Origin of the sequence: Vibrio sp. qd031, from assembly GCF_002100145.1 — a bacterium.
In the GTDB taxonomy this organism is placed as follows: domain Bacteria; phylum Pseudomonadota; class Gammaproteobacteria; order Enterobacterales; family Vibrionaceae; genus Vibrio.
Genome location: NZ_JXQD01000001.1, coordinates 91,860 through 114,372, shown reverse-complemented (window position 1 = coordinate 114,372; position 22,513 = coordinate 91,860). Strand labels below are relative to the sequence as shown.

20 protein-coding genes are annotated in these 22,513 nt (G+C 45.9%); 9 read left to right on the top strand and 11 right to left on the bottom strand.

Annotation, left to right across the window (positions count from 1 at the left end; translation table 11 throughout):
* A complete protein-coding gene (locus ST37_RS00485; RefSeq protein ID WP_084882463.1) occupies nucleotides 1–1,104 on the top strand; it encodes a 3,6-anhydro-alpha-L-galactonate cycloisomerase in 1,104 nt (367 codons plus the stop codon).
* An 83-nt stretch (nucleotides 1,105–1,187) separates the two neighbouring features.
* Here ST37_RS00485 and ST37_RS00480 read toward each other — a convergent pair whose 3' ends face one another.
* The 6 genes from ST37_RS00480 to ST37_RS00455 form a co-directional block, all read right to left on the bottom strand.
* Nucleotides 1,188–4,088 (bottom strand): beta-galactosidase, encoded by a 2,901-nt coding sequence (locus ST37_RS00480; RefSeq protein ID WP_084882461.1) that lies wholly within the window; start codon nucleotides 4,086–4,088, stop codon nucleotides 1,188–1,190.
* An 8-nt stretch (nucleotides 4,089–4,096) separates the two neighbouring features.
* A complete protein-coding gene (locus ST37_RS00475; RefSeq protein ID WP_084882458.1) occupies nucleotides 4,097–4,738 on the bottom strand; it encodes a hypothetical protein in 642 nt (213 codons plus the stop codon).
* A gap of 22 nt (nucleotides 4,739–4,760) precedes the next feature.
* Complete coding sequence (locus tag ST37_RS00470; protein ID WP_084882456.1) at nucleotides 4,761–5,225, bottom strand: YhcH/YjgK/YiaL family protein; 465 nt, start codon at nucleotides 5,223–5,225, stop codon at nucleotides 4,761–4,763.
* 51 nt (nucleotides 5,226–5,276) lie between these two features.
* A complete protein-coding gene (locus tag ST37_RS00465) occupies nucleotides 5,277–5,954 on the bottom strand; it encodes a GlyGly-CTERM sorting domain-containing protein (protein WP_084882453.1) in 678 nt (225 codons plus the stop codon).
* 59 nt (nucleotides 5,955–6,013) lie between these two features.
* Nucleotides 6,014–8,908, bottom strand: coding sequence for a beta-galactosidase (locus ST37_RS00460; RefSeq protein ID WP_084882451.1), 2,895 nt, complete (start codon nucleotides 8,906–8,908; stop codon nucleotides 6,014–6,016).
* Between the two features lie 66 nt (nucleotides 8,909–8,974).
* Nucleotides 8,975–10,237 carry a carbohydrate porin gene (locus tag ST37_RS00455; RefSeq protein ID WP_084882448.1) on the bottom strand — a complete coding sequence of 421 codons (1,263 nt, stop codon included), beginning with the start codon at nucleotides 10,235–10,237 and terminating at the stop codon, nucleotides 8,975–8,977.
* A 379-nt stretch (nucleotides 10,238–10,616) separates the two neighbouring features.
* Between ST37_RS00455 and ST37_RS00450 the strand changes: the two genes are divergently transcribed.
* The 3 genes from ST37_RS00450 (at nucleotide 10,617) to ST37_RS00440 (ending at nucleotide 14,949) form a co-directional block, all read left to right on the top strand.
* Complete coding sequence (locus ST37_RS00450) at nucleotides 10,617–11,693, top strand: family 43 glycosylhydrolase (RefSeq protein ID WP_084882446.1); 1,077 nt, start codon at nucleotides 10,617–10,619, stop codon at nucleotides 11,691–11,693.
* A gap of 67 nt (nucleotides 11,694–11,760) precedes the next feature.
* Nucleotides 11,761–14,262, top strand: coding sequence for a glycoside hydrolase family 2 TIM barrel-domain containing protein (locus tag ST37_RS00445; protein ID WP_084882442.1), 2,502 nt, complete (start codon nucleotides 11,761–11,763; stop codon nucleotides 14,260–14,262).
* A 96-nt stretch (nucleotides 14,263–14,358) separates the two neighbouring features.
* Nucleotides 14,359–14,949, top strand: a complete 591-nt coding sequence (locus ST37_RS00440; protein WP_084882440.1) for an NAD(P)H-dependent oxidoreductase — start codon at nucleotides 14,359–14,361, stop codon at nucleotides 14,947–14,949.
* Between the two features lie 199 nt (nucleotides 14,950–15,148).
* On the opposite strand, the gene ST37_RS00435 is transcribed toward ST37_RS00440, so the two are convergent.
* A complete protein-coding gene (locus tag ST37_RS00435) occupies nucleotides 15,149–15,481 on the bottom strand; it encodes a PBPRA1643 family SWIM/SEC-C metal-binding motif protein (protein WP_084882438.1) in 333 nt (110 codons plus the stop codon).
* Between the two features lie 266 nt (nucleotides 15,482–15,747).
* Here ST37_RS00435 and ST37_RS00430 point away from each other — a divergent pair, with 266 nt between their 5' ends.
* Together ST37_RS00430 and ST37_RS00425 are read left to right on the top strand one after the other, a co-directional pair.
* A complete protein-coding gene (locus ST37_RS00430) occupies nucleotides 15,748–16,176 on the top strand; it encodes a hypothetical protein (protein WP_084882435.1) in 429 nt (142 codons plus the stop codon).
* Between the two features lie 60 nt (nucleotides 16,177–16,236).
* Nucleotides 16,237–16,689, top strand: coding sequence for a GNAT family N-acetyltransferase (locus tag ST37_RS00425; protein WP_242426158.1), 453 nt, complete (start codon nucleotides 16,237–16,239; stop codon nucleotides 16,687–16,689).
* Nucleotides 16,690–16,781: 92 nt separating this feature from the next.
* Here ST37_RS00425 and ST37_RS00420 read toward each other — a convergent pair whose 3' ends face one another.
* Together ST37_RS00420 and ST37_RS00415 are read right to left on the bottom strand one after the other, a co-directional pair.
* Nucleotides 16,782–17,159: a DUF393 domain-containing protein gene (locus ST37_RS00420; protein WP_084882433.1), complete on the bottom strand. Its 378-nt coding sequence runs from the start codon at nucleotides 17,157–17,159 to the stop codon at nucleotides 16,782–16,784.
* Nucleotides 17,160–17,216: 57 nt separating this feature from the next.
* Nucleotides 17,217–17,894 carry a DNA alkylation repair protein gene (locus tag ST37_RS00415; RefSeq protein WP_084882430.1) on the bottom strand — a complete coding sequence of 226 codons (678 nt, stop codon included), beginning with the start codon at nucleotides 17,892–17,894 and terminating at the stop codon, nucleotides 17,217–17,219.
* A 301-nt stretch (nucleotides 17,895–18,195) separates the two neighbouring features.
* On the opposite strand from ST37_RS00415, the gene ST37_RS00410 reads away from it, so the two are divergent.
* The 3 genes from ST37_RS00410 (at nucleotide 18,196) to ST37_RS00400 (ending at nucleotide 21,028) form a co-directional block, all read left to right on the top strand.
* The gene (locus tag ST37_RS00410) at nucleotides 18,196–18,648 is read left to right on the top strand and encodes a DUF302 domain-containing protein (protein ID WP_084882427.1); all 453 of its coding nucleotides are present in this window, start codon (nucleotides 18,196–18,198) and stop codon (nucleotides 18,646–18,648) included.
* 447 nt (nucleotides 18,649–19,095) lie between these two features.
* Nucleotides 19,096–20,364 carry a GGDEF domain-containing protein gene (locus tag ST37_RS00405; protein WP_084882425.1) on the top strand — a complete coding sequence of 423 codons (1,269 nt, stop codon included), beginning with the start codon at nucleotides 19,096–19,098 and terminating at the stop codon, nucleotides 20,362–20,364.
* Between the two features lie 85 nt (nucleotides 20,365–20,449).
* Nucleotides 20,450–21,028 carry an HD domain-containing protein gene (locus ST37_RS00400; RefSeq protein WP_084882668.1) on the top strand — a complete coding sequence of 193 codons (579 nt, stop codon included), beginning with the start codon at nucleotides 20,450–20,452 and terminating at the stop codon, nucleotides 21,026–21,028.
* 78 nt (nucleotides 21,029–21,106) lie between these two features.
* On the opposite strand, the gene ST37_RS00395 is transcribed toward ST37_RS00400, so the two are convergent.
* Both ST37_RS00395 and dmeF read right to left on the bottom strand, forming a co-directional pair.
* Nucleotides 21,107–21,514 carry a MarR family transcriptional regulator gene (locus ST37_RS00395; protein ID WP_084882422.1) on the bottom strand — a complete coding sequence of 136 codons (408 nt, stop codon included), beginning with the start codon at nucleotides 21,512–21,514 and terminating at the stop codon, nucleotides 21,107–21,109.
* An 8-nt stretch (nucleotides 21,515–21,522) separates the two neighbouring features.
* Entirely contained in the window at nucleotides 21,523–22,464 is a 942-nt protein-coding gene (gene dmeF, locus ST37_RS00390) for a CDF family Co(II)/Ni(II) efflux transporter DmeF (protein WP_084882419.1), read from the bottom strand.
* Nucleotides 22,465–22,513 lie beyond the last annotated feature (49 nt).

Genomic DNA, 22,513 nt, shown 5'->3' with positions numbered 1-22,513 from the left:
ATGTCGTACGCACAATCAACTCAAATTATCGATATTCAGACACGGCTATTTAAAATCCCACTGGATGAGATCCTTTCTGACGCAAAGCACGGGGATCACGACCACTTCGAACTCATCACAACCACTGTCACTACCGCCGATGGGCTCTCTGGCACCGGTTATACCTATACAGGTGGTAAGGGTGGTTACGCGATAAAAGCAATGCTAGAGCACGACTTGCAGCCTGTTGTATTGGGCAAAGACGCCGCCAATATAGAAGAAATATACGACTTTATGGAATGGCATATACACTATGTGGGCCGTGGCGGCATCGCGTCGTTTGCCATGTCGAGTCTAGATATTGCGCTGTGGGACCTAAAAGGTAAACGTGAGCAGCTGCCACTGTGGAAAATGGCAGGAGGAAAGAACAACACCTGCAAAGCCTACTGCGGCGGCATAGACTTGCAATTCTCCCTTGATAAGCTGCTAAGTAACATTCAAGGGTATTTGGACTCTGGCTTTAACGCAGTAAAAATCAAAATTGGCAAAAGCGATCCGCAAGAAGATATCGACCGAATTAAAGCCGTTCGTGCTCTCATTGGACCCGATGTTACCTTTATGATTGATGCCAACTACTCTCTCACAGTTAAACAAGCGATATCACTGTCTAAAGCAGTAGAAGAGTGTGACATTACGTGGTTCGAAGAGCCAACGATTCCAGACGACTACCAAGGATATGCTGCAATTGCAGAGGCCACTAACATTCCACTGGCAATGGGCGAAAACCTTCATACAATCCACGAATTCGGTTACGCAATGGAACAAGCAAAGCTTGGATTTTGTCAGCCAGATGCATCTAACTGTGGCGGGATCACGGGTTGGTTACAGGCCGCAAACTTGATCACTGAGCACCAAGTTCCGGTCTGCACCCACGGTATGCAAGAACTGCATGTGTCACTTGTGTCTGCGTTTGATACTGGCTGGTTAGAAGTGCACAGCTTCCCTATCGACCGCTACACAAAACGACCACTGGTCGTAGAGAATCATCGCGCAGTAGCGTCCGACGAGCCTGGTATCGGTGTTGAGTTTAAATGGGACATCATTGCCCAATACGAAGTCCATTAATAAATGGGGTCAGAGTCAATCGACTCTGACCCCATTGGGTTAAAAACGGGGTCGGAGTCGATTGACTCTGACCCCGTTTGCTTTTACTGACCGAAACGGCGGGTATAAAGCTCTTGGTTTACTTTTCTTGCTGACTCTACGAGTGGTTTGTAGGGCGTGTCGGTAACGGTGACAAAACCAACGTTATAGTTCTCGCCGTCCCAAGCTCGACCCGTTGCTGGTGAGTCCATGTACTGGAACCAGTGCGCACCGACAAAGTATGGGTTATCGATAACGCTACGCATATAGTGGGCATAGGCATCTGCCCTGCCTTGCTGGTTATCCATACTCACCAATCCTGGGTGAAACAGTCCAGAGTCGGTAGCACCGAAGTGAAACTCGCCAATAATACTTGGCATGTCCAATTCTGGTAAGTGCGACCAGTCACCCTTCGAATTAAGATCTTTTGCATACAAGTTGTAGCTCATAACGTCCACATACTTAGCGGCTGCGTTAGCGGCTTCTGGGGTTATCCCCCAATCAGAAAAGCGCGATCCCAAGTTCAGATGATTAGGCAGTACATTCTGCATTTCTTCGTCTACCACGCGGAAAAACTGGTCTGCTAGAGCCGACAGCAAAACACTCAGGTCTTGTTTCGTTGCCTCAGATAAGTCGCTTGGCAGGCTCACCCCTTGTGCAAAACTTTCCCACGACTCAAACGAGGTACTCCATGCCGCATTGAGCTTTTCGATAGAACCGTACTGCTGTTGCAGTATGTCATCGAAAGCCTTCTTAGCGGAACTTTGTTGCGAAGAGGCTTTCAATCCTGACAGCGCAAGAGCGTAATGGCTAGCATCAAATTGAGTGTTACCCCAGCTCAACTCGTTGTCGACAAAATATCCAATACAAAACGGATCATTATCAACGTCATCGGCCACAGATTTAGCCATGGTCGCTACAGAACGCCTAAACTCAGGATCAAATGGGTCGTGCATTGGACCCCAATAATCGTTCCCTGTGTTAATACGCTGATGGCTGCCTACAATCCAGCCGTGAGCCGTGTACGGTACCTTGCCATTGCCGTAAAAACTTGGATCAGACCAGTTGCCTAGAGAGGTAAAGCCCCAATCCATCATTCTTGCCAAGGTAACGTCTTGCCATATCGCCAAGGCATCTGCTTGAGACGACTGCTGATATTTACGCTGTAAGTTTGCCCCATAAAAACTAAACACTTCCCCATGCTTTAGCGGCCCTGTATGGATCATTTGGGTATAGTTGTAGTTTTGTGCGAGCTCAGAGTCGTAATCGGGTAATTCGGTAAACATTCCGCGACGCAGTGGAGAGAGCTGCGCTCGAGGTTGAGTACTTTCAAGATACCCACTCTTAGCCACTTGACTCGGTCTTAGATCATCGGTTGCAACGTCCGTGATGTCCGAAAATCCAATACCTGTGGTGGTATAACTATCATCCATACGAATATTATCAAGACCAGTCGCGAAGTATAAGTATCCATCAGGATCGACAAGCGCCCACTTTCCGTTGACCTTTTCCGTTCTAAAATAGCCAGTTGCGTTCAGTTTTGGACCATCGCTCCACCCGCCATACGTTGAACGGTCTGGCAGTAGTGCGGCTTTTTCAAGAAGTGCGTAGTCCTCTGCTGCGCGAGATTGTAAGTCCGCTAGATCCGTGACCTTTTCTGGCCACTGCTCTGCAGTATACTGACCAAACTCGTCGATGATATTACTGTAGCGACTGGTGTCATTGGTCAAGTTTGGAATAAGACGTAAATTATCAAATTCCAACTCAGCATCAGCTAATGGGTTCATCATATAGAGCTGAAAACTGACTATATTGGACAAATCGAGCTCTGTTTCACCCCAGCCAAACACAACCTGTGTGGCAGAGAACGCTTGTTTAGGCGGTTCGCCTCGCATTCCAGAGTTCATCGCTTCAGCTAAGTCTTTAAGCGTAAAGTAATATGTATCTTTCGACTGCGGCGGAAGCTGAACATACCCAGATCGACTGTGAACCACTCCAGTGGCCCCGCCCCCCAGCTTTTCGTCCAGGTCGTCATCGACACGCACAAACAGTTGCACACCTTTATCGCCGAGGTTTTTCGCATCAAACGCTAACGCCACGTCACCATATTGCGTCCAGTCCCATGATTCACCTTGAGTACCAGCAGAAAACTTAACGGTTGGATAAGCTTCAGCTGTAGAATATTGAACTCGCAGCGCGTGACCACCGTTATTTTCAACACGCGTTACCTCTGTTCCTAATTTTAACTCTAGAATTGAACTATCAGGGTCATCAAACTGACTTAAGCTCAGCACGGTAGGTACCGTGGCAGACGCGATAACATCCTCGCGAGCCTGAGATTTCACAAAATCGCCAGTACGCTCAATAAAGGCAATATCGTGCAGCCTCAAGCTTTGCTTAGGTGCAGGCCCAACAACATAGAACTGGAACTCAGAAATAGTTTTAAGATCTAATTCTTCGCCACCACGATAGCCGTCCATGCCCATCTCAGAGCCGTTAAATAGATAGTCGACAGTTTTGGTTTCACCAGCGGCCAGCTCGATAGGTTTATCCAGTTGATGAGTCGCAGCGCCCATAATACCAATGGAATCCGCAACTTTTAACTCAACACGCAATGGTGAATCATTAGGGTTTTCTAAGGTCAGCGTTAAACCACCTTTTGTATTCCAATCGGCGCTACCGTCGACAGGCCGAAACTTCATATTTGGCCATTTACTGTTGGCATCAGCTTGGCTTACTTCATCAAATTCAACCAATACACTTTCAGCTTCAACCGTGTAGCGACTGTGTTCGTTCGCCGCCGCAGCTAAAAAAGCAGCATCGGTTAACACAATCGGAGCGACGCTTGCTGTCATGTCAGTTTGTTGCGCTACCGTCGATGTATCTGTCGTTTGTGTACTGCATCCTAAAGATGCTAAACCGGCCGCAATGGCTATTGCAACCGCGGTTTTTTTTATTGTTCCCATAGCACCCTCTACTTAATGTACTCGATCGCTTGAACTTGAATCATCTGTTCGCCAATAGGACCCACAGCGTAAAACTGAAATTCTGGTATTTGTGTTAAATCGAGTTGCTCACCACCACGGTAGCCTTCTAGCCCCATTTTTTGGCCCGAAAATAAGAACTCAACTTCGCTGACACCGGTTGGCAAAAACAGAGGTAGATCCAACTGATGCGTTGCAGCGCCCATGATGCCAATGTTATCCGCAACTTTCATTTCGATGCGGGCCTCGCCGTCTCCGAAGTTTTCAAACGTTAACTTAAGCCCTTGATATTGACTCCAATCATAAATACCGGCAGCGGGTCGGAACTTCATATTTGGCCACTTTGATGCGGCTTGAGACTGAGTCACTTCGTCAAAGGTTATTGTGACAGCGTCACCTTCTACTTTGTAAGAAGTATGGGTGTTTGCTGATTTACTTAGAAACTCAGCATCTGCAAGTACAATCGGTGCTGATAGGTCGACATTCTGTTCTTCTGTAGTCATATCGACGGCACCGGTGGCAGCCGACCCAGAACAACCTGCGATCACTGCACTGGCCATTAGTGCTGATAAGAGATTACGTGTTTTCTTGCCGGTAATAGCTTGAGAGATCTGAGTAAGGGTAATAGTCATGATTCGTTCCTTTTTAAATGTATTATTCGAATAACGTTGCTGGGATTTTGATGATGGCTTTTTTAACCTTTGAAGGTGTGGTTAAGCAGCACAGTGGGCGATGTACTTGATTTGGATAAAACACCGCAAAATCACCGCTGCGCAGTTCGATAAATTGCTCTTTTTCTACAGCATCAAAAAACATCACATCGTTGTCTAAGTTGGTTAGTTGTTCACTTTGTGCGTCTATGTGATAAGAAAAGCCAATTTTTTCCTCCCCAGATAACACGATTTGCACGTCGATATAGTGCTTGTGAATTTCAGCTTTTCGCTCATTTAACGGCTCAGTTGCTGCATTCGCAACCACAACAAACGCGCCTGGAAAGGCGAGTTCATACTTACCTTCGGGTTGCGCTGCAGCAATGGGTAACGCTTCTTCAACCATAGCGATGATGCGTTGGTCACAATAAGCTAACTGGGAAAGCCGTTTAGTATTGCCAAATAACATGGAGATTTTCCTTAACGAAAAAAGGCGGCCCGAAGGCCACCAGTGGAAGGATTAACGACGGCGACGAAGCCAGATAAATGCGGAAAGTATGAGTATGGAAACAGCTCCCATACTTCCACCTTCGGTCCGATAAGAGGGAGTATTACTATCTGGTGGAGTATTACTATCTGGTGGAGTATCGGATGAAACGCCACGCACAGAGTCCACCTCTACAGAGCCTTGTAAAGATGCCCATGTAAGAGCATAAATTCGGATATAAGCAACTTCAGACAAATTGATATTTGAACAGGTAGCAAGATCGAGTGTCATTGTCTCCATTTTCGCAGCGGCATAACCATATTGTTCATGGTTACAAACTTCACCACTCGAATCTTCTAATCGAAATCCGAAGTCAATGCTACTTCCAAACGTGTTGAGCACATCAAACTTCACTTCGCTATATGAACTAAAATCAGTGGTTGTTCCGCCAATACCACCAAATGATACTCTTTGATAATTGTCTGCAGCATTTGCATTCCAAGAGATTTTCCACACGTTACCGCTTGCAAGAGAAAAACTCGCATCAGGCGCTCCTAACGAGTGAACGGCGCCAAGCTCATCGTAATACGTCACTGAATCAGTTGGGCTACCAATAGTACCTTCAAAGGTATTGATGAGAATTTCTTCACTCATTGCACTGAAGCTAGTTAGCGATGCGGCAATCAGAAAGCTTGTTTTCACATTATTCATATTATGTCCTTTTAAAAGTGGGACGCTTACAAAGCAAACGCCCCAAAATGTCGATAAAATTACTTCATCGTTCCAAATCGATTGTCATAGAGGGTACGGTTAAACTCGGTAGCAGCCTCAATGAGCTCCACATACGGCTCGTCAGCGATGGTGACAAAACCAATGTTGTAGTTTTCACCATCCCAAGCGCGGCCAGTTGCCGGTGAATCTAGGTATTGGAACCAATGCGCACCAACAAAATACGGATTGTCCACGACGGACTGCATGTAGTGGGTGTACATTTCGGCGCGTTTCGTCTGATTTGCAACCGTCACAATGCCACCATGGAACAGACCTGTGTCCGTCGAGCCAAAGTGGAACTCCCCTATCACGCTGGGCTTATCTAGCTCCGCAAGCCACTGTTTAAAGTGCGCTTTCTTAGGGTCATTTAGGTCATTGGCGTACAAGTTGTAGCTCATAACGTCCACGTATTTCGCCGCGCCTCGAGCAATCTCTGGTGTCACACCCCAGTCAGCAAATCTAGCGCCCATGTACATGTGGTTAGGTAGCACTCGATTTAGCTCTGCATCGACCGTTGAAAAGTACTTATCTGCCAACAGCGTCAACATGTCTGAGTAATCCGATTTCATACCCGCTTTTAATGCGCTGCGGTGTTCAAAGCTCGCATCAAAGGTTTCCCAACTGCTGATTTGCGTTTTCCAAGCACGATTTAGCGCATCTATGGTGGTGTATTTCTGTTTAAGGTGGGCCGAAAATGCCGCTTTGGCAGGGCTCTGTTTCGCATCAAGGCTCAGCGCATTAACGATTAGGCCGTAGTGGTTGGCTTCGTTCATTACGTTGCCCCAGCTAATCTCGTTGTCGACAAATATGCCCACAAGCCACGGATCATTCTTGTCTACTTGCGCGGCAACACCTTCTGCCATTTCGCGTGTACTGTTGACAAACTCAGGATCGAACGGGTCATGGATAGGCCCCCAGTAATCATTGCCGGTACTGATGCGTTGATGATTACCATTGATCCAACCATGTGCTTCATAAGCAACTCGCTTGCTGCCAAAAAACATGGGGTCAATCCAATTGCCAAGGGTTGTGAATCCCCACTCTTGCATTCGGTCTAACGTGACTTCTTTCCACATTTCCAACGCAGAATCGCGATCTGTCTGGTACTTACGCATCAAGTTTGTTCGATAAAAGCTAAACACTTCCCCTTTTTTGGTTGCGCCTGAATGCACATAAGGTGCGTAGTCGTAATTAACGGCATAAGGGTCGTCGTCGTCAGGTAGCCATTCGAACATGGAGTTACGCAGCTCAGACGCGACAATTCGCCCTTCACGTTCTGCAGGATTGTCAAAATCCACACCCGTCATTGTCACCGTGTCGTCCATGCGAACATTATCGAGACCGGTCATAAAGAACAGGTAACCTTGTGGGTCAACAAGACTCCATTTGCCATCGACTTTTTCAGTTCTGAAATATCCGGTAGCGTCTAGTTGAGGTCCAGCCTTCCAGCCGCCATAAAGGCTTCTGTCCGACATAGGTTTAACTTGGCCTAGCTTGGCAAGCTCTTCTTGGCCAGCGGCAATCAACTGTTCATCACTGGTGACTTTTTCGGCCCAGGTGTCACCGCTAAACTGCCCATATCGATCCACAATATTGGTATAGCGTGACGTATCGGCGTCTAAATTCGGAACCAGGCGTACCGAGTCCATAATGATTTTGGCGTTGCTTGTTGGGTTTTGTAAGTACAACTGGAACGACACGATATTGCTCACGTCCAAGGAGGTTAATCCCCAGCCATGGCTGATAGCTTGTGCACTGTAAGACTTTTTCGGTGGTTCGCTGCGCATGCCCGACGTCATGTCACCAGCCACTTCCGCCAGCGATAAATAGTAGGTTGAGCGTTGGTTTGGAAGCAGGGTCATATAGCTCGATAAGCTATCGTTAACGCCATCTGCGGTTCCACCCCAGTTTTTATTCTCGGCCTGATCCACTCGCACAAACATTTGCAGCGCATCGCTACTTGGGTTTTCGATATCAAACGCTAGATTAAAGTCACCAACCTCAGACCAATCGAAAGGGCTACTACTCTTAAAAGTGAGGTTTGGATAGGCATTATCGGCAGTGAACACCACCTCTATCGCTTTTCCATCGTCACGTTTAATACGTTTAACCGTGGTTGATGTGCTTCGATCTGAAATGAGCGAAGGCATGGTATCAAAATCGGTCACCATTTTAAGCGTTGGGATTGGACCCGCCTCAATCACTTTTTCCTGAGCAGAAACAAAGTCGCCTGTAGAATCTACAAGAGAAAAGTTATCCAAAACCACTTGTTGCGCATCCATGGGGCCTTGTACGAACACTTGCAACTCTACAAGTCGACGTAAATTAAGTTTTTGCCCATCCCAATAGCCATCTAACTGACGTGTCCCACCGTTAAAGAGCATTTCTACCTGTTGGGTTTCGCCAGCTGGGATCGTCACTGCATAATTAAGTTGATTTGTAGCGGCGCCCATTTGCCCAACATTATCGACCAGCTTAAAGATGATGTTAGCGGGCTTGTCTGTGGGGTTGGTCACATCCACCGTGAAACTGCCTTTATCATTCCAGTTCCAGGGTTCGCCTTGAGGGAAAATTTTTACGTTTGGCCAGTAGTTGTATTTGTCGGCCTCTGACACAGCGTCAAAATTGATAGCAAGAGCACGTTCGCCCTCAGTAACACCGTCACCAGAGACAGGTTTTACTGTTGCGTGAGTCGCAGAAGCTGCGCTAAAGAACGGTGTAGACTCAAAGTCAGGAGCCACACTAGTGTCACTTTGTTCGGTTTTTGAGATCGGCGAATTAGACGTTGTTGACGATGTCGAACACGCTGTCATCGTAAAGACAGCCACTCCCAATGCAGCGCATAGCGAAAGGGACAACGGCGAACGAGAGTATGTTTTAGAAGAGTCATTCATAGGAAACTGCACCTGTGAAAAACGCCCTAGCAAAAACTTACTAGGGCTAGATAAAAGAGGAAGGGTTTACCACCAAGCTTCGAACTGAGCACCAAAAGAGAGTGCATCTTGGAGTTTGGCATCGCCGTAACCAAATCGAAGGTCTTCATCCACATAGGTTGCAAAGAAGCGGATCACAGGACGGTCCCATGCGCCGCTACCAATATGAATGTTTTGAGAGAAAGTGACTTTGTAGCCTGCGTTAGTGTCGTCGGCTGATGTTTCGTAGCCTTTGAAGTCCATAAACTCGTAACCAAGTTCAAGTTCCGAAGACGTACGTTGGTTCCAAGCGTAAGAGTTACGCAACACAAATACATTCCAATGCGACTGCACAAAATCTGTACCGTTTACGTTACCGACACTCTTAGCAGCGCCTTCGCCACCGTCCCAGATCTCAGTTTCGTGCTGCCACAAGTACGAGATGCGAAAGTCATCGGTAATCCCTTTGTTGCCTTGCCAAAATGCACCAATTTGTTGATCTGGACGTCGCTCCCAGCTACGAGTAATTGACGCTGAGGTATTAGCGCTATAACGAACAAAAAACTCATCGTTATTCACCCAGTCGCCAAAGCGCACCTTTGCGGCAAGTTGGAAGGCATCGTCTGGCGTGTCAAAGTTTTCGTCAGCAACCGCAGGCCCCATGAATGTGCCATAGTTAGCATAGAGGGCTAAACGACCTGTTTCGGACACAGTGATGTCGGATAAGGAACTGGTAAAGGCAATTTGTTCACCCTTGTCTGGTGATTCGTCGTATAGATTGCGCGTCACCCCTAAGTGAAGGGAAGCAAAACCTAGATCGAAATTGTCCATACCAAAGCCCGCACCATCATTTGACATGGCTTGCGAATCATTAAGAAAAACATCAACACGGTTGTAGTAACGTTTACCTGCCCACAAGGTAGCTGTTGGGTTTGATGGGATCACACCACTGCCTTCTACCAACAATTCATCAAGCGCTAATGCACTGCCGTAAACGATATTGGTCTTTACACCCCACGTCATATCATTTTGCGGCGCCCAACCATAAGAGGTGTGCATTTCAAGCCAGTTAGCTTCATTGCCTAAACGACCACCGGAGCTGTTGGTGTAGCCGTTACCTTCCAATCTAAAAATATTAATGCCGTTGTTGGCCCAATCATACGCGCCTTGATTAAGGATCGCATCGTTAGTAATGCCGATACCGCCTTTCGCGTAACCATGAAACCCAAAACCCTCATCGATAGCTGCATACGATGGCAAGCAAACAAGCATTGCGCTACAAAGAGTGGAAATACGAAACGTATTTTTCATTGTTCATCCCTTTTATAAATTTTTTTGATTTTTCTTTTTGGTAAACCAATAATGCTGATTCGTTGATAAATCTAGAGTGGTTAACGTTAAATTTACGTGACAGGTTTATCAATTTCCGTTCATGGTTGACAATGCAAATCAAATTAGACCATACGTAACAACAAAGCATCCATTCCAATAAAACTATAAAAAACAACATCTTAATACAGATAAAGCCATCAGTTGCATACTGCTTCTGTCGCACGATTAATTCACCAAATTGTGTGTTCCATCACTGTTCCATAGAATTTTTAGTGGATTATGACCTGTGTCACTGAGAAATTAGACAAATTGGTTTACCTTTGTCGTTAATTAATATTATTTGAAACCCGAGACTCACATGGAATCTAAAAAACTCAGCGCAGCATCCCGTCGCGCTCTTGAGCGTGGCTACGATCAACGTGGCCCAGAATGGATGATAGAATTTGACGTTCACGAATTGACTGGCGACTTCGCCTATGAAGAAGGTGTGATCCGTCGTGACCCAACAGCGGTCATAAAAGTCGACGATCTATACCACTGCTGGTACACAAAAGGGGAAGGTGAAACCAAAGGATTTACTGGCGATATAAACGATAAGGTTTTTCCATGGGATAAAACCGAGGTGTGGCATGCCACCTCCAAAGACGCAATAGAATGGAAAGAGCAAGGCCCAGCCATTCAGGCCGGTGAATCTGGACGCTTCGATGACCGCGCTGTGTTCACACCAGAAATTCTTGCTCACGATGGTAAGTACTATCTGGTGTATCAAACCGTTCAAACGCCTTATACCAATCGTCAGTACGAAGAAATCGCCATCGCATGGGCAGACTCTCCATACGGGCCATGGAACAAGTCGGATGCCCCTATTCTAAGTCCCTCAAAGGACGGTGAATGGTTGGGTGAGGAAGACAACCGTTTTCATGTTAAGTCCAAAGGCAGCTTCGATAGCCACAAAGTCCACGATCCTTGTTTGATGTTCTTTAACGGCCAGTTCTTCCTTTACTACAAAGGGGAAACCATGGGTGAAGAGATGAATATGGGTGGGCGCGAAATTAAGCATGGTGTCGCTATCGCTGATAATGTTTTGGGGCCTTACATCAAATCGGACTACAACCCTATCTCTAACTCTGGCCACGAAGTCGCGGTTTGGCATCAAAATGGTGGCATAGCGTCACTGATTACCACTGATGGACCAGAAAAAAACACCATTCAATGGGCTGCTGACGGCATCAACTTTGAGATTATGTCTCATATTAAAGGCGCTCCAGAAGCGCTCGGAATATTCCGTGATGCACAGGAAGGGACTTTCCAAAACCCTGGTTTGAACTGGGGTATATGCCACAAATACGATCCAAGTTGGAACTGGAACTACATCTGTCGTTACACCATTAAACGACAAGTGTTAGACGCTGGTACTTTTCAAAACAGCAACTAGGCCGCCTCGCGATACGTTATTAACTGCATAAAGGTTTCCTATTGGAAGCCTTTTTTAGGACCCATCTATGCCTCGTCAAATTATAGACTTTACTCCCGGCTGGGAGTTTCAACTCTCTGATCACCTGCCGCAAAGCCCGCTATGGCGCTCAGTTTCTATTCCTCACGACTGGAGTGTAGAGCATCCTTTCGATGAAGCGCTAGACGGTGCAACGGGCTATTTACCTGGCGGCATGGGTTGGTATCGGAAACGCTTTTCAGCACCTACTCTCAAACCTAACCAGCGAGTATTCATTGTTTTTGATGGGATATATAACAACAGCGAGCTGCGTCTCAACGGGCAGTTATTGGCCCGTCATCCTTATGGATATTCACCGTTAAAAATTGACATCACGGACCATCTCGATTCCAGTAACGAGCTGATAGTAAAGGTCGACAGAAGACGATATATCGATAGTCGTTGGTACACCGGCTCTGGTATTTATCGCGCAGTGAACATGTTTATTGTTAACGCTACTCATATCGACATTTGGGGGAATCAGCTTACTGCAGATCGCATTTCACGCGAGTCAGCCACGATCACTCAATCACTTTCGGTTAACCTTCCGCGATATCTCGAGTCTGCTACACAACAAACGCTGCAGATAAAGACCTCATTTTTTGATTGCCAAGCTAACATGGACAAACCCGTTGCCTGTCATTTACATACTGCTTCTGAGTTTGATTTTGACTGCATTAAGCACTCTCAACCGATTTCTTTTGAGTTTTTGCTGCAAAACCCTAAGCTTTGGTCTCTTGATTCACCAAATCGATATCAGGTACTTACACAACTGATCGTAACCGACGAGAACGGCCAACAAGTCTGTGTTGACGAAGATACCCAGCCATTTGGATTTAGAACCATTCGGTTTGATCCCAACAATGGATTTTTTTTAAACGATCAGCCAACCAAGATTAAAGGCGTCTGCCTACATCATGATGGGGGCTTGGTCGGCGCTGCCGTGCCAGACGCAGTTTGGAGGCGCCGCTTGTTAAAACTCAAACAAGCTGGTGTCAACGCTATTCGTAGCGCCCACAATCCCGCTTCATTGGCTTTCTTAACGCTATGCGACGAGTTGGGGTTATTAGTTCAAGATGAATTTTTCGACGAGTGGGATTACCCTAAAGATAAGCGCCTCAACATGGGCGAACAACACGAAGATTTTTACTCTCGTGGGTACACGCAGCACTTTCATCAATATGCTGAGTCCGACCTAAAAAACACCCTTCGCAGCAGAGTTAACCACCCTTGCATATTCATGTGGAGCATTGGTAACGAGATTGAGTGGACGTACCCAAGAAACGTGGCGGCGACTGGATTTTTTGACGCCAGTTGGGACGGCAATTATTTTTGGAACTTACCGCCCCACTCGCCCGAGCAAATCAGCCAACATCTCAAAGAGTTGCCTCGTCAGCAACACGATATAGGCAACACGGCAAAAATGCTTAGTGGTTGGGTCAAGCAATTAGACACCTCTCGCCCCGTAACCGCGAATTGTATTTTGCCGTCTGCCAGTTACCTATCTGGTTATGCGGATGCGCTAGATGTGATTGGGTTTAGCTATCGACGCGTGGTCTACGATTATGGCCACCAGCACTACCCTAATCTGCCAATAATTGGTAACGAAAACCTGGGGCAGTGGCATGAGTGGAAAGCCGCAATAGAACGCCCACACATCGCCGGTATATTTCTTTGGACTGGGATTAACTACATGGGCGAATCTCATGGCCAATGGCCAACTCGCACCACCGACAGTGGACTGTTAGACGCCGCTGGGTTCGAAAAGCCGTCACATGCCATGTTTAAATCATTGTGGTGTGACGAGCCCGTATTAACCATGTTCACGCAGTCTGCGGACAGCACTGACCTAGTTATTGCACCAGAGGATAACGCCGCCTACGAGGCTGACCCAGACGCATGGCAACAAAAGCTCTGGACGTGGCCACAACGAAACCAGCATTGGAACTATGAAGAGCAGCAGATGGTGGTTGTTGAAGTGTATACCAACTGCCCAGCCGTAGAGCTTCAACTTAATGGGCAGTCTATGGGCAAGCGGATTCTATCAGAACACCCCGATCGCATACTCCGTTGGGCCATTCCGTTTTCACACGGCACACTCACGGCCATCGAAAGCGATCTTGACGATATCGAGTCTGATAAACGCCGCGCTTGTTCGTGTTCGTTGACCTCGGCTGACTCACCAAGTGACGTAGAAATAAACGTAGAGTTTAGCGACCAAGACGGTGCATATCGACATATCATTTTGAAAAATATAGACAGTCAACAAAGAGTCGTTCGTCATCAACAGGTGACTTACCGCATCGAGATTGAAGGTGGCAGGCTCTTAGGTGTCGACAACGGTGCTAAGGACAGCTTACAGCCCTACCAAAGCAACACCATTACAACCCACAATGGGCAAGCACTTGCGCTTGTTGTACTCGAAAAGCAATCAGCCACGCTCAGTGTCAACGGTGTCTTGTCCAACCCAGAGAATAGCAATGTCATCGAAAGGACGCGTCAACTTTCATAGCGGTAACACTACACCACTTAGCTCTATATCTAGCTCTTGGTAAAGCCAAGTGGTGTAACCAAAACCATAAACCGATACAACTGAACGAGTTAAGAGATGAATAACGTATTAATCCTAAATGGTGGCAAGCGCTACGCGAGCGCAGAAGGCAATTTAAACCTCGCTATGACGCACCTCGCAGAGGAGCACTTGAGGAGTTTAGGGCATAAAGTTAAAGTCACTCACATTGCGCAAGATTATGATATAGAAGCAGAACTTGATAAATGGCAATGGGCAGACGTGGTGATTCATCAATCTCCTGCCTGGTGGATGGGCCCGCCTTGGATCGTCAAAAAATACATTGACGAAGTGCTTACCGCTGGCCATGGACGTTTGTATCAAAGCGACGGTCGAACAAGAAGTGATAGTAATAAAAATTACGGTGCAGGTGGGTTGATACAAGACAAGCAATACATGTTGTCCGTAACATGGAATGCACCACTAGAAGCGTTTGAAGATCCGTCTCAATTTTTTGAGGGTGCGGGTGTCGACGGTGTCTATTTAGCTTTTCATAAAGCGCATCAATTTTTAGGGATGTCGGCTATGAAAACCTTTATGTGCAATGACGTCTTAAAGAACCCTGCTATTGACGGCGATTTTGAACGCTATAAATCACACTTAGATGACGTTTTTAAACAGACGCCATAATGGTTTCAAAACAGATAATTTCTGTGAGACTACCTAAAACTGTATTTACATTGCCTGGTTTGTGTATAAACAAGGCGAATGTGCGTAATCTCTATAAACTCCGCTATCAGAGGTTCGACTAGTAATGGTCTAATAACTGGTCGTCCAATAGCGGATTTTCTACGCATTATTGAGTAGGTATATCAAATCTCGACGCTGCTTAACCGCAGCACTTCTTGAATTTTTTCCCACTGCCACAGCTGCATGGATCGTTCCGGTTAGGAGTTTTCTCAAATACCATTGTTTTGGGCTTGTTTAAAATCACGTCAAGCTCTGTGGTATTTTCCTGTGCATCTGAATCAACAATAATCTCAGCCACTAATTGCTGCTCAGCCACAATAGCTTCAAGCTCAGCTTTACGCTCTAACGTGTTTACTGTGAGTGAGAGAGGTGCAAGCTCGGTACCTGCTTTGACTTCACGGTCGACATTGTAGCCTGACATCACGTGGTTTTGGCGCGTCTCGATACGGCCTTTAAAAAACATTTTTGACATACTGAACTCATCACAAATAACAAAGATAGGCGGCGATTATACGCATCGGGTGTCGATAAAACAGAGTTAGATCATGTACCCTACGGTTATTACGCACTAACGTTAATAAAATTAGCAGCTTACACAGTTGTCATCGGTTAACAAAGAACTGCCCAAAGGCGTTAAAACGGGTAATCACTCAAAAGTAGCGCAGTTTTGTTGACCAACAGGCAAAGGAACCGGACATTAAGCACTACGCCGTCGCGATAACACTATAGGTATACAACATGCACAGCGATACCACACTTATCGAACTTTTTAGCTATGAAACGGGTAACAAACAGCTTAGTGATGTGATTGACGTAAAGTTAGCCGTCAAGGCAACTGTTCCGTTTCAAACATGGCATGGCAACAAGCGAGCGTTAACAACAGAGGATGTTATTAGTGGTCAATGGGTGAAAACTTGCACCGCAGGATACATCACAGAGCTCTCGTTTAATCCGGATGGGCGCGTCGATGAATTTCGTCTGTTCGATCGCTTTCACACTCAAGGAAATTGGACTCTTGAACATGGGATTCTGTCTGTGCAAATAATGAAAGGCGAAAACCAGTATCAATTTGATGTTGTGGGTAACAGTGACGTTAATATTCATTCGGCCATAGAACGCAAAAATGGACGACTACACTCCTACCTTAAACTCATGCAAATCAAATAGCCTAATCACGTCGACAGAATGAGCGACAACCAAGGCGATGTTTAGAGGAAAATTAAGTTAATGAAAAGACGCGATGATGGCTGTTATATCACTGATTTTACCCCTGCAATGACCCAAGAATTGCAGCACTTATACTTGGAGTGTCGCACCAAAGCATTCAACTGGCTTGATACACAAACATTTTCACTGCGAGATTTCGCTAACGATACCAAGGAAGAAAGGATACGCGTGGCTGTGAAAGGCTCTAAAGTCATTGGGTTTTCATCGCTGTGGCTTCCTGAGCGGTTTATCCATCACCTATATATCTCTCCCGATTACTTAGGCCAGGGGGTTGGCTCGATGCTGATTCGAGAGTTGAAGCTTGACCACAAAAAACTACGCTTGAAGTGTATGGTAAACAATACCTCAGCGATTGAATTTTATCGTCATCACCAATTTGAATTGTCATCCACGCACCATGACAATGAAGTGCCTTATCACTTAATGATTTGGACCAATAACCTCAATGAGTAGTACCCCTTACTAACCTGAATAACCAAGCTCAGTAACTAGGCTCAACCTAACAGCGTTGACCATTCATAAGTGATGCCAAGCCTGTATCTAGGCTAACGACCGCAGTTGCATTTTTCGGCCCCAGTTAACCACTTCGAAATGCGATATCGATGGCGCGCAAATAAGACGTAAGCTTTGTCTGCGGCGGGCTTAACGATGGGCCAACGTAACGGGGCGTATAACCACCCACGCCCTAACAGGGACCAGGCTTTATGTGCCGCATCTAATCCAAGCAGCAATTGACCCTGGCTATCATAGGCGTGCAAAATCTCATTAGCTTTCTCGTAGTTCACGTTGGGATAGCGCATGAATTCTTCACTATTGATATCGACACTTTTAATCTGACGACGTTTGTCGTGCTTTTCTAGCGAGCTCATTTCTCTCGCACACAATGGGCAAGTCCCGTCATAAAAAAGCGTTAGCTCAATCATAGTGTTTACTCTTTGTGAGAAGGTTAATCTTAGATACGCATTGAAGGCTTTGAGCGATCAACCTTTTCTGTGTAGCCATTTCAACCCTTCGCGTTTGGCGAGCCCTTCGATTGAGTGTTGTTCAATAAAGCTCACTACCCAGTTAGCATCGGTTTTTGAATACTCTCTTAACATCCAGCCGATCGCTTTTTGAATGAAAAACTCGCTGTCACTGCGGTTTTCTAAAATGATTGCACTGAGCATCTCAACATCGGTGTCGGTTTTATACTTTAGTTGATACAGCAGCGCCGTTCGGCGTAACCAGATATTCTCAGACCGTCGCCACTTTGAAATATATTGAGCGGTTTGTTCGGGATAGCGGTTGAATAATGAGCCAACCACATGCGTTGCCAACATGTCGACGGTATCCCACCATGATTTAGTTGTTATCCAGCGCTCCACACTCGACAGCACTTCCACGGGCAGTTGGGTTTTACTCTTGATCAGCATATCCACTGCCACCATTTGATACTCACGCTGCGGTTTCGACCATAGTTCATCAACGAGTTCAGGGATTTCGACTGCACCTGGAAACCTCTTCTTTGAGAAAAGTGGTTTTAGAGCCTCCCTGCGTGGGCCCGATTTTATTCCATAGAATTCGAACTGCCCCCGAAGGTACGCCTTCATATATTTGGCGTCCTTCTCGTTTGCAAGTGGAATAAGTGCTAAATGAACATGTTCAATCCAAGGGTGCATAGAGTATCCCGAATGATTGCTTAAACGCGGTGAGTATAACGCAACCGTTAGCCTTCACTGAAATCTAGATTTCTTACCCAGCCCATGCCCGCAATTCTGTGGGCAGCATAGTAAGCGGTGTAACTTATTTTTGGATGAACAAGACTAAGCGCCGATTTTGCACTACGTTTTAATGGACCATGGACCACCACCTCAGGTGTTCATACGATAACATTTACAATCGCTAATCCTAGTTGAGCTCGGATCACCCGAAGTCATTCTGCAGTCCGAGGACAGCGTCTCATTAAACTTAGAGGTTACTATGAAAAAGTTACTCCCATTTGGCACCGCCTTGTTATTACTTTCCTTCTTTACCGATGCCTCTGACGGATTAGTGAGATATGAAAGCCAATATTCGGTAAAAGAAACCGCTGATCGCTTTGAAAGCATTGCCAAAACGAAAGGGCTCACCGTGTTTGCGCGGATAGATCACCAAAAGAATGCACAAGGCATTGATTTGCCTCTTCGCCCCACCGAAGTGATTTTGTTCGGCAACCCCAAAGTGGGTACACCTCTAATGCAATGCACACAAGAGGTCGCCATCGATCTGCCGCAAAAAGTCTTAGTGAGCCAAGATGAAGATAACATTGTCTGGCTGGCCTATAACAATCCAAACTACTTAGTCACTCGACATGACATTACTGGGTGTGACGACGTGGTTAAAAAGATATCAGGTGTATTGCAAGGCCTCGCAAAAGCGACTGTCGAAAAGTAGTCCGTGTTGAATAATGCTAACTCTATGAATGGGTGCGCAATGCACCCATTTCTCTTTGAGTGACTGCATCTCAAACTTCAAGCACCGCTAGCGATACAAATCGTTACAAAACTTGAAGCGCGTCTCGATTCTGGTAATTTATTTCACTAAAAACCGTTGATAATTGACCCTATAAAATGGTGTGGTAAAAAGGGTACTTACGGTTTCCCGTTCTATTTAGTTAGCTATTTTGAGCCCAGTAATGAGCTCAATATCTCCCTAATTTACACAGTAAACAACCTCTGTTGAGAGCCAGTTCAAACTCAGTTGTTTCAAGTAAGTAGCGTAACTCAAACCGTTAACCGAAATTCGAATTATCGAAGTGGATTTTGATGTCTGGTGATCCAGGCATGACCTGTGCAGTGTAAGCCTTAAGCATGACTTACCGCTGTCGTATAGGGACGTAGTATGATTCAGCTTTATTCATTGCCTCTAATTGTCACCTCAAGTATCAGTTTGATTTTAGGGCTATTTTATATGCTCTTGCATTATCGGCTGAAGACTCGTTACCAAGAATCTGTAAAGTACTACTACGTGTTTTCTTTGTCTGCCTTAGTGAGCGGCATATTCTTGGCCTCATTTGCTGTACTGGTAAACTCGGGATCTAATCTAGACATATTGAGTATTTCTAACCGTATAGCGATCATAACGTCAATGTTCACTATCGTATTAGGCTTGCATTTCTACGTGTCATTTTTTGACTACAAAGCACCCGTCTTTTTGAAGTGGTGTTACGCCATCTGTCTAGTCTTTTCCGTATTAGCGATTATCCCAAGCCCCTACTTCTTGGCGAAAGAGTTTTACCCTACTTCACAATACTATGTAGGGCTCGCTTTTGGGCCGCTATTTCAGCTTTGGGGTGCTTGGGTTTTGTTACTTGCTGCCTACTGTATCGTTATCCTGTTTCGCGTCTATCTACGAGAACATCGTGACGAAGAAAACCTATCACTCGGTACGGTACAGCTGCTGTTAGTCGCCACAACGGTTTGGATGGTAACAGGCGTTGGAGACACACTTACTGGACTGCAAGTCGTTGATTGGCCACCATTAACTTGGGTTGGCTCGTTTTTTGTCACTTGCTGTATCGCGTGGATACTCGTGCTGCACATCGACAAATTGTACGAAGATAGGCAGCAGATGAGCAATCGCCTTATGTACGATCATCTTACCCAGGCTTTTTCACGCAGTTACTTCGAAATACGCTTAACTCACTCGATTCAATCGATGTCACGCAGTGATCCAGACCGACTGTACATTTGCCTGTTTGACGTTGATGACTTCAAATCCGTCAATGACCAATATGGCCATGTTAACGGAGATGCCCTGCTTAAATCGATCTCCGAAATTGCCAAAGAAATAACACGACCATTAGACTGCTTTGCCCGCTTTGGTGGTGACGAGTTTGTGTTGCTGCTAACAGGGCTGCAAAACGACGAACAAGCGCTCACCGTTGTTGAGCGGATCCGAACGCGAATATATGAAACAGCACATGGAGAAGGGTCTCAGCAGTTCAGAGCAACCTGCTCTTTTGGTATCGTGAGTGCGGGCGGGGAGCACCTGTTTCAAGCCGATCTTGCCAAGCAGTTGTTGACACATGCCGATCAAGCTCTTTACCATTCAAAACATCAAGGAAAAAACGCCAGTTACTTAAAGCGTCTGCCTTTATTCGACTCATAACAGGTCGCTACTATATACTGGCATCAAGGAATGTAGAGTGCTAAACACGTATCGAAGCCTATTCGAGCAATTTATCCTAGCAGAGATGGTCCAAGATCCTGCTCACGATATTAACCATGTTCGACGGGTTGTTAAAACGGCGCTTTCATTATCTGAGCAACAACACGCTGAGATAGAGGTAGTTTTACCCGCGGCCTACTTACATGACTGCTTCACTTTTCCCAAAAATCACCCTGATCGAGCCACCAGCTCCACCATTGCCGCTCAAAAAGCGGACGCATTTTTGCGATCTATCGACTACCCTCAGCAATACCTAGAAGCGATAGAACACGCGATCATAGCTCACAGTTATAGCGCCAATATTAAGCCGAAATCACTGGAAGCAAAAATCGTTCAAGATTCAGATAGGCTTGATGCATTAGGTGCAATTGGTGTATCTCGTTGCCTACAAGTGAGTAGTGGTTTTGGCGCGAGTTTGTATCATGGTGATGATCCTTACGGTGAACACCGCGACCTAGATGATAAGGCGTATGCCATAGATCATTTTCAAACCAAACTTTTTAAGCTTGCCGACTTGTTGCATACCAACGCAGCCAAGCGGGAGGCAAAATCTCGCATCCAGTTCATGGAACATTTCCTAGAACAACTAAACTCAGAAATGTAATCTCAGTTTTCCTTGTTGGCTATGTGAGAATCAAAGCATTCCAGCTCTATCCTCACCACAACAAAGACACACTTTTCCTTAAAACTCGCGATTCATTTTCACTAGACAGTTTGCTAAAACTTGAACGGACTCATCATCAAGATGTCGAGTGATATCTTCGGTGAGTTGAAGATGCATGTGGTTATGATGCTGGTATAGATCGTTCCCTTCGGGGGTTAATCCCACCACTATAGAGCGTCTATCTTCACTGTGCGGATAACGAGCAATTAAGCCAAGCTTAACCAGTTTATCCACCTGCACGGTGAGCGTTCCGGTTGTGATCCCTAACCGGTCGGCTAACTCTTTCATGCGCATTGAGCCGTGTGACCCTAACACCTCAACAGTGTGGACCTGAGCCAAGGAGTAGCCAGTCTCTTTAACCACAGACTGTTCCCAAGACGATAGCTTGTCATAAAACTCTATAATTAGGTTGTTTAGGGTGTGCATAGCATGGCTCAACAGTGATTCACTTCAACGGTTAGGTGATGAAGTTTAGCAAATTTCGTTAGCTCTTGTTTAAACGATTCAGCGCTATTTTTCGTTGCAGTAACAATCACTAACGAGGCTGCGTAATGATCGGCACTGACCTTCCAAATGTGGATATCTGTCACTTTGGTCTGCCTGTGGCGCTCAATAATATCCACGATTTCTTGTTGATAGGCAGAATCAATATTTTCATCTAACAATATCGGGCTGGTTTGATTTATTAGGTTTAACGCCCATTTAGTAATTACCAGTGCGCCAACAATTCCGATAATAGGATCGAGCCACACCCACCCTACGTATTTCGCGACTAACAGTGCCCCAATTGCGAGTACAGACGTTAATGCATCGGCAAGGACGTGAAAATAAGCGGCTCTAAGGTTATGGTCTTGAGCATGATGGTGACTGGACTCCGAGTGAGGATCATGTTGATGAGCATGATGATGCGAATGATCGTGAGTGTGTTCATGCCCAAGAATGAAAATACTCACAACGTTTACCGTCAACCCAATTGCTGCGACCAATATGGATTGATTGACCTGAATGTTGATTGGCACAAATAGACGATGCACCGACTCACCGACCATAACCAGCGCCACTATCCCTAACGCGATGGCACTGGTGTACCCGCCAAGAACCCCGACTTTACCGACCCCATACGAAAACTTTTCGCTATCTATGTGTTTTCTGGTGTAGCGATAAGTAAACAGCGTAATGCAAAATGCAGCTGCATGCGTGCCCATGTGCCACCCGTCTGCCAGCAGTGCCATAGACCCGTAAACCGTTCCAGCAATGATTTCGACCACCATGGTTACTAGGGTAATCGCGAGTACATACCAGGTTCGACGTTCATTTTTCTGACTGATAGAAGAAAAATTGTGGTGGTGAGTGTGTTTAGTAATGATCTCGTTCATATCCATATAACTTGATAATCAAAATATAACCAACTATAGATATTTTGAC

Coding starts and splice junctions, on each gene's coding strand:
- ST37_RS00485 (WP_084882463.1), top strand. CDS start 1: ATGTCGTACGCACAATCAACTCAAATTATCGATATTCAGACACGGCTA.
- ST37_RS00480 (WP_084882461.1), bottom strand. CDS start 4,088: ATGGGAACAATAAAAAAAACCGCGGTTGCAATAGCCATTGCGGCCGGT.
- ST37_RS00475 (WP_084882458.1), bottom strand. CDS start 4,738: ATGACTATTACCCTTACTCAGATCTCTCAAGCTATTACCGGCAAGAAA.
- ST37_RS00470 (WP_084882456.1), bottom strand. CDS start 5,225: ATGTTATTTGGCAATACTAAACGGCTTTCCCAGTTAGCTTATTGTGAC.
- ST37_RS00465 (WP_084882453.1), bottom strand. CDS start 5,954: ATGAATAATGTGAAAACAAGCTTTCTGATTGCCGCATCGCTAACTAGC.
- ST37_RS00460 (WP_084882451.1), bottom strand. CDS start 8,908: ATGAATGACTCTTCTAAAACATACTCTCGTTCGCCGTTGTCCCTTTCG.
- ST37_RS00455 (WP_084882448.1), bottom strand. CDS start 10,237: ATGAAAAATACGTTTCGTATTTCCACTCTTTGTAGCGCAATGCTTGTT.
- ST37_RS00450 (WP_084882446.1), top strand. CDS start 10,617: ATGGAATCTAAAAAACTCAGCGCAGCATCCCGTCGCGCTCTTGAGCGT.
- ST37_RS00445 (WP_084882442.1), top strand. CDS start 11,761: ATGCCTCGTCAAATTATAGACTTTACTCCCGGCTGGGAGTTTCAACTC.
- ST37_RS00440 (WP_084882440.1), top strand. CDS start 14,359: ATGAATAACGTATTAATCCTAAATGGTGGCAAGCGCTACGCGAGCGCA.
- ST37_RS00435 (WP_084882438.1), bottom strand. CDS start 15,481: ATGTCAAAAATGTTTTTTAAAGGCCGTATCGAGACGCGCCAAAACCAC.
- ST37_RS00430 (WP_084882435.1), top strand. CDS start 15,748: ATGCACAGCGATACCACACTTATCGAACTTTTTAGCTATGAAACGGGT.
- ST37_RS00425 (WP_242426158.1), top strand. CDS start 16,237: ATGAAAAGACGCGATGATGGCTGTTATATCACTGATTTTACCCCTGCA.
- ST37_RS00420 (WP_084882433.1), bottom strand. CDS start 17,159: ATGATTGAGCTAACGCTTTTTTATGACGGGACTTGCCCATTGTGTGCG.
- ST37_RS00415 (WP_084882430.1), bottom strand. CDS start 17,894: ATGCACCCTTGGATTGAACATGTTCATTTAGCACTTATTCCACTTGCA.
- ST37_RS00410 (WP_084882427.1), top strand. CDS start 18,196: ATGAAAAAGTTACTCCCATTTGGCACCGCCTTGTTATTACTTTCCTTC.
- ST37_RS00405 (WP_084882425.1), top strand. CDS start 19,096: ATGATTCAGCTTTATTCATTGCCTCTAATTGTCACCTCAAGTATCAGT.
- ST37_RS00400 (WP_084882668.1), top strand. CDS start 20,450: ATGGTCCAAGATCCTGCTCACGATATTAACCATGTTCGACGGGTTGTT.
- ST37_RS00395 (WP_084882422.1), bottom strand. CDS start 21,514: ATGCACACCCTAAACAACCTAATTATAGAGTTTTATGACAAGCTATCG.
- dmeF (WP_084882419.1), bottom strand. CDS start 22,464: ATGAACGAGATCATTACTAAACACACTCACCACCACAATTTTTCTTCT.